The sequence below is a fragment of the Bradyrhizobium sp. LHD-71 genome (assembly GCF_031157255.1).
Lineage (GTDB): Bacteria > Pseudomonadota > Alphaproteobacteria > Rhizobiales > Xanthobacteraceae > P52-10.
Genome location: NZ_JAVIFX010000021.1, coordinates 139,034 through 145,699, shown reverse-complemented (window position 1 = coordinate 145,699; position 6,666 = coordinate 139,034). Strand labels below are relative to the sequence as shown.

At 63.4% G+C, this 6,666-nt stretch carries 7 protein-coding genes; 5 read left to right on the top strand and 2 right to left on the bottom strand.

The annotated features are described in order from the left end of the window. Positions 1 to 154 precede the first annotated feature (154 nt). Positions 155 to 1,249, top strand: a complete 1,095-nt coding sequence (locus RCO31_RS22800) for a serine hydrolase domain-containing protein (RefSeq protein WP_308970802.1) — start codon at positions 155 to 157, stop codon at positions 1,247 to 1,249. Between the two features lie 227 nt (positions 1,250 to 1,476). Next, positions 1,477 to 2,307 (top strand): shikimate dehydrogenase, encoded by an 831-nt coding sequence (gene aroE, locus RCO31_RS22795; RefSeq protein WP_308970801.1) that lies wholly within the window; start codon positions 1,477 to 1,479, stop codon positions 2,305 to 2,307. Between the two features lie 149 nt (positions 2,308 to 2,456). Here the strand turns inward: aroE and RCO31_RS22790 are convergent, their stop codons facing one another. Continuing rightward, a complete protein-coding gene (locus RCO31_RS22790; protein WP_308970800.1) occupies positions 2,457 to 2,756 on the bottom strand; it encodes a hypothetical protein in 300 nt (99 codons plus the stop codon). 259 nt (positions 2,757 to 3,015) lie between these two features. Between RCO31_RS22790 and RCO31_RS22785 the strand changes: the two genes are divergently transcribed. From RCO31_RS22785 to RCO31_RS22775, 3 genes are all read left to right on the top strand, one after another. Further along, positions 3,016 to 3,336, top strand: a complete 321-nt coding sequence (locus RCO31_RS22785; protein WP_308970799.1) for a hypothetical protein — start codon at positions 3,016 to 3,018, stop codon at positions 3,334 to 3,336. Positions 3,337 to 3,577: 241 nt separating this feature from the next. Further along, the gene (locus tag RCO31_RS22780) at positions 3,578 to 4,729 is read left to right on the top strand and encodes a helix-turn-helix transcriptional regulator (RefSeq protein WP_308970798.1); all 1,152 of its coding nucleotides are present in this window, start codon (positions 3,578 to 3,580) and stop codon (positions 4,727 to 4,729) included. Between the two features lie 132 nt (positions 4,730 to 4,861). Then, a complete protein-coding gene (locus RCO31_RS22775) occupies positions 4,862 to 5,857 on the top strand; it encodes an Ldh family oxidoreductase (protein ID WP_308970797.1) in 996 nt (331 codons plus the stop codon). A 79-nt stretch (positions 5,858 to 5,936) separates the two neighbouring features. Here RCO31_RS22775 and RCO31_RS22770 read toward each other — a convergent pair whose 3' ends face one another. After that, positions 5,937 to 6,533 (bottom strand): DinB family protein, encoded by a 597-nt coding sequence (locus RCO31_RS22770; RefSeq protein ID WP_308970796.1) that lies wholly within the window; start codon positions 6,531 to 6,533, stop codon positions 5,937 to 5,939. Between the last annotated feature and the right edge of the window lie 133 nt (positions 6,534 to 6,666).

The window sequence follows — 6,666 nt, the reverse complement described above, 5'->3', positions numbered from 1 at the left end:
ATAAACGACACTAGAATCATAAACTTGCTAGTGTCCTGATCGAATCCGAAGTTCGCTCTGAGCTCGCTGCAAAGTATAGCGAACTTCGGATTCGGGACACTAGCGCGACAACCAATTGGATCGCCGAGATAGTTCTAGAGCCGGAGCCGCAACCGTGACCTCTTCATCCGCATCTACGTCCGAACAGCAGGCCCCGTGGCCCGCAATTGCGCCCGAGAAGGCCGACTTTGCTGGCCTGAGTGAGTGCCTCGACAGGGCGATCGCCGACAAACGGATCTGGAATGTTCACGGGCTGGTGGTCGTGCGGAACGAGCAGCTCGTGCTGGAGCGATACTTCGAAGGTAATGACCACGCGCGAGGCATTGGAGATATCGGCAGCGTCAGGTTCACGCCCGGCACGCTCCACGATCTGCGCTCCTGCTCCAAGAGCATCGTCGGTTTGCTCTATGGGATCGCCGTGCAGCAGGGCAAGGCTCCGCCACCCGAGGCTTCGTTGTTTTCGGTCTTTCCCGAGTACGCAGATCTCGCCAAGGCGGACGGCCGCGGGCAACTGACGATCCATCACGTGCTGTCGATGACGATGGGCACTGACTGGGACGAAAGCAGCTTGCGTTATTCCGATGCACGCAACAGCGAGACGGCGATGGACAACGCTCCCGATCGCTATCGCTATGTGCTGGAGCGTCCGGTCGTCGACGCGCCGGGCGCACACTGGACCTATTGCGGCGGTGCGACAGCGCTGCTCGCTCGCATCATTTCGAAGGGTTCAGGCCAGTCGCTGCACGATTTCGCGCGCGAGAACCTGTTTGATTCCCTTGGCATGGGTCCCACGGAGTGGGCGGGAGGACCGGACGGTGAGCCCTTTGCCGCCTCCGGTGCACGCATGTCGGTTCGGGATCTCGCGCGTATCGGCTCGATGATACTGCGTGGCGGCAGGATCGGAGATCGCACCGTCGTTCCCGCCGATTGGGTGACACGCTGCACGACGCCGGTGGTCAGCGCCGACGAGCTTCGCCGCTACGGTTATCAATGGTTCATTCTCGATGTCGCGTTTGGCAAGCCGAAGGGGTGGGCGGTCGGACGACTGGAACGCATGTGGATGGCGCAGGGTGAGGGCGGGCAGCGATTGTTCATCATCCCCGCCTTGCAGCTCGTCATCGCCATGACGGCAGGGAACTATGGCGCGGAGGATCAGTGGATCCCACCGACGCGGATCCTGCGCGAGGTGGTGCTGTCGAGCGTTCGTTAGGGCGTGGACTCATCAGGGCGGAGCCACAGCCTGATTGACGCACGTTGCGTGAAGGCGAAGTCGTCGGCAGCAGCTTGTCGTAGCGCGTCGCTAGCCGACGGCAGTGCTTGATCCGGTTGATGGCGGTCCATTCGTGGTCGGTGCGGACCTAACGGCGAGGGAAGGGCGATGGGCAGCGCGCGACTTTTAAGGGCGGCAATCGGCATCTCGGCGTGAGGGAGCAATTTATGTCTGACAAATATGCCGTGGTCGGCAATCCTATCGACCACACCAAATCGCCGCTGATCCATCTCAGCTTCGCCAAAGAGACGGGACAGAATATCGACTACGTCGCGATTGAGGCTCCTATCGGTGGCTTCAACGAAGTGGTGGCCAAGTTTCGGCGCACAGGTGGGCTAGGCCTCAACATCACCGCGCCGTTCAAACTGGACGCGTTCGCGTATTGCACCGATCTTAACGAGCGCGCCCGGCTCGCTGGTGCCGTCAACGCGATGAAGTTCGAGGTAGATCGGGTGACCGGAGAGAACTTCGACGGCGTCGGCCTTACCAACGATATCACACGCAATCTCGGCCGCTTGATGAAGGGGCGCCGGGTGGCGCTGCTCGGCGCGGGTGGCGCAGCACGCGGCGTTGTGCTGCCGTTCCTCGAGCAGAGGCCGGCGGAGCTGGTCATAGTAAACCGCACCGCAACTAAGGCAGAAGAGCTTGGGCGTCAGTTTAAGCAATATGGGCCGATTACTGCCATCGGCTATTCGGCCCTCGCCGACAAAAAACTTGGCCGGTTCGATCTAGTCGTGAACGCAACCTCTGCCAGCCTGCGCGGCGAGCTTCCGCCGATAAGCCCAGAGGTCTTTGGCGACGACTGCCTTGCCTATGAGTTGCTATACGGAAAGGGCCTTACGCCATTCCTCCGGCTGGCGCGGAACGCCGGCGTGAAGCGGCTTGCGGACGGGGTCGGTATGCTGGTCGAGCAGGCGGCGGAGGCGTTTGTGTGGTGGCGTGGCCTCCGTCCCGACACCAGGACCACAATCAAAGAACTTACCGTGCCGCTCGAATAGTCCGATCAGAGAAACTTCGGCCCCATGCAAAAATCGTCAGCCGATGTTGGCCGGCTGCGCCTCCCACGCTCCGGATGACGCTTCTAATATATTGTCGGCTCGTCATGGATGTCGCCTAGTGGCCAATCGCGACATACTGGGTACACGTCCTAGTTCGTCGCTGCGCGTGAGCGCCACCCCTGGCGCTTGACCGCCGTCAATATGATCACGGCGACACAACAGAGCGCGTAGAGGGCGCTGCACGCCGCGAGCAGGTCGTCACCGAGATTGATGGCCGCGTAGAAGCCGGTCGACAGATGGCTGCCGGTCCAGAGGATCCAGGTCGAGTAGGAAATCGCCGACGCGCCGTTCGCATCCGTCGCGACCTTGTAGATCTGCGGGAAGTACGACACGAGGCGCAACGCGCTGAAGGCACTGAAAGCGACCAGGGCAGCTTCTGACGGTGTCACGTCGTCCCTCGCAAGCCGGTTGCGCCCTGTCTCGTTCCGCGTGAACGCATGCGCCGGACGCTGTCTGTGTCGGCGGCCCTTCGAGCCAGCGCACTGTCGAGCATGCATCTGTAAAACGGAAGTGCGGTTTGCTGCATCATCCGATCGGATGATGCACGGAAACGCCTTGCAGCGGATGTTGCAGGCTGCGCAACAGGCTGTGGCAGGGGCCTGAGCGGCGACGATCAGCAATCCGGACAGCCCTGCTGCGGAACCGACGATGCGTGCGTCGCTCTTGATCGTGAGCCTGTTTCTTGCACTGCCGGCGGCTGCGCAGCAGGGTACGGGTACGATCCAGTTCTGCTGGGCTGTCGGCGCACTGGACGATACGGTCTATTATGCCGAAGCGCTCGAACGCGACGACAGGTCCCAGAACTTCGGCGAACTGCTTGAAGTTACTGGCATCGATCACAATGGCATCACCTGCGTGCGGTCCGCGATCGCTGCTCATCCATTGATCAAGCACTCGATCCTGAGGGACTGGCGGGACGCCGAGCTGGACGTCGTCAACACGACGTACATGTCCGATCTGGATTACTGACGCCGAACGGGCCGCGATGTCGTTCCGTATCGCGGCCCGTTCAAAACCCTCCACAATACCTCGCTTGTTTATCGGGATTGCGACAGCACGTGTCCCGCATGCTCAAATGACGCGCAATTTCCACCGGACAAGCCGCTCGCCAACATGCGCAGGATGGCTAGAATTCAAGCGATGGTGTCGGTTTCGTTTCGGCAGCCGGCATGCAGCCTGTTGCGACCGTGAGTGAGCGCGAGAGTCATCCGTGCCCGGCCTGAAAGAACCTCCCGAGAAACTGCTCGATCTCATCTATGATGCCGCGGCAGAGCCGCATCTGTGGAAGTCGGTGATGACCGCGATCGCCGATTTCATCAACGCCGATTCCGGTGTGCTCTTCGGCCAGTCGATCGGCATCAACGAGCTCCACTTCTCCTACAACGGCCGTTGCGACGAGGCGTTCAATGACATTTATCGCGCACGGCACCTGCGCAATCCCTGGTCGCTGGCGATGGAAAACCAGCCGGTCGGCCGGATCGTCTTCTCCGACGAGGTCGTCGAGCTTTCGTCGATCCGGCGAACGCTGTTCTTCGACGAGCTCGTGCGGCCGCAGGAAGCCAGTCACGACGCGATGATCGCGCTCGCCGCCCGCGGCGGCTTCCGCGCCGCATTCAACATCAACCGCAGCGAGCGCAAGGGCCCCTACGGCGAGGAGGAGCGAAAGCACCTGGCGGCGCTGGTGCCGCATCTGTGCCGGTCGATGCAGCTTGGATTTCGACTCGACGGTTACCGGGCGCTGCAGTGCGCGGCGTTCGACGTGCTGGATCGGCTTGCGGCCGGGGTCGTGCTGCTCGATCAGCGCGCGCGCATCCTTTACGCCAACGCGGCGGCGCGGGCCCTCGGAGCCGACGGCGGCATTTTGCAGTTGCGCGACGCGACCATTGCGACCTGGTCGCCGTCGCATTCGCAGCAGCTTGGCAACCTCATCCGCGCGGCATCGCGCGGCGCGCCGGCGGGATCGATCGCCGTGCCGCGACCGCGCGATGGTCAGCCGCTGATGATTCTGGTGTCGTCCGTGCGCGGGAAGGATGTCGCGCGCTTTACCGATCTCAAGATGCCGAACGCGGCCGTGCTGGTGTTCATTGTCGATCCCGCCAACCGCGCCGGCGTTCCGGTAGAGTGGATCGTCGATGCCTATGGCCTGACGCAGGCCGAAGCGCGGGTGGCGCTTGCGGTGTCGTCGGGCCGCACCGTCCCGGAAACGGCCAGTCAGCTCGGCTCGTCGCCGAACACGGTCAGGACGCAACTGAACGCGGTCCTCGACAAGACCGGCACGGCAAGGCAGACCGAACTGGCACGCCTGATGGCATCGATCGGTTTGCTCAACGGCAAAGGGCCGCTGCCGCCCGACGAGAGCTGAACGTCTCGCCGTCGTCCGTTCCAGTGGATGGCTTTGTCGCCGCTGCCGGTGTTGAAGATCCGCCGGCAAGTGTGCTGATATGAATCGCCTTGCGCAGCGAGCTGGAGCGAAGGCCAAAGGGAGGTGCGCATCATGACGCCAGGACGAGTTCACTTGAGCGTGCCGGAGGCACGCGATCTGGCGGAGGGGGCGCTGCGCAGCCTCGGATACAAGGACGACGAGTCGCGCATCATTGCCGATCACGTCATCGATGCCGCGTTGTGCGGCTATGAATATTCGGGCCTGGCGAAAATCCTCAACCTGCCGGAGACCGAGCAGTTCAAGCAGCCGCGCCGGCCGATGAGCGCGCTGCACGAGACGCCCGTATCGCTCGCCCTGGACGGCGGCAACAATGTCGGCATGCTGGCGCTGTATCACGCGGCAGAGGCGGCGATCAGCAAGGCTGCGGCACACGGCATCGCGCTCGTTTCGGTGACCGACGCCTGGATGAGCGGGCGCAGCGCCTATTTCGTCGAGATGATCGCCAAGGCCGGCCTCGTTGCGATCCATACGGCGGCCAGTTCACGCCTCGTGGCGCCGCCGGGCGGCGCGAAAGCGGAGCTCGGCACCAATCCGATCGCCATTGCGATCCCGTCGGCGCGCGGGCCCATCGTCCTCGACATGGGAACGTCGGCCTTCATGATGACCGAAGTGATGTTGCGCGAACGGCTGGGCGAGCTTCTTCCCGAAGGCGTAGCGATCGGCCCGAACGGCGAGCCGACCCGCGACGCCGCGCTGGCAAGACGTGGCGCGCTGCTGCCGTTCGGTGGCTACAAAGGCTTCGGGCTCGCGCTGATGGTCCAGGCCTTCGGCATCCTTGCCGGTGCCGGCACGGACCACGAGAGCGACTCCGGCTACCTGTTCATCGCATTCCGGCCCGATCTGATCGGCCCGGAGGACGTCTTCAATGCACGGGTGACAGAGTTGATCGAGCGCATCAAGGCGACGCCGCGCCAAGCGGGCGTCGACGAGATCCGCATCCCGTCCGAGCGCTCGTTCCGCGCGCGCGAACGCGCACTGCGCGAGGGGCTGACGATCGATCGGCTGGTCTTCGATGCGCTCACGGCGCTGCGCGCGAAGGCTGCGTAGGAGGCAGGGCCGGCGTTTGTTCTGCCGGAGATTGCGACGAGCGACCGGCTAACTTTCCCAGATGCGATATGCCCCTGCGCTATGAACGCGGTGCGTCGGCCTGCCAGACCGTGTCCTCCGTCCAGCCGAGTTCGGCAAACTCGGCCGCGCGCAGGTTTGCTTCGCCGACGGAGAAGAACTCGTCGAGCTGTGGCGGGCGGATCCGGGTGCCGCTCAGCATCGCGTGCGCCTGACCGCGGTGATGGATCTGGTGCTGAAACAGGTGCAGCAGCAGCCGATCCATCCGCTCGCGTTGAATCCGGTGACCGCGGTGCACGTCCACGATCCGATCGAGGTCCGCCGTGCCCAGGCCTTCGACGACAGCAATCAATCGCTGGTCGACCTCGCTCTGGGCCTGCCGGAGTGTGGTCACTGTCGCATATGGCTCGGGGTCGGCCCAGGCGGCTGGCCCGAGCGTGCCGCCTTCCATGGCATCCACGTAAAAGCGATCGACGAGCAGAATGTGGTTGAGCGTCGCGCGCAGGCTTGGAAAGAAGCTCGTTCGCGACGCCACGAAGTCATCCTGCGAGAGCGGTGCACAGGCTGCGAGCAGGCGATGATTGGCCCAGGCATTGTTGTAGGCCATCGCACGGTAGGGGAGAACGGCATCCGTCGGCACGACCATAGTCCCTGTCATTCGAGGAGTTCGTATCCAGCGCATTCTACCACAGTCGTGGACGAGGCTATCGCCTATGCACAGAGGTAGCCACGCGCGGGGCCTTGTCCCCTCTCCCCGCCGGGGAGAGGGTTAGGGTGAGGGGCGGTGACAC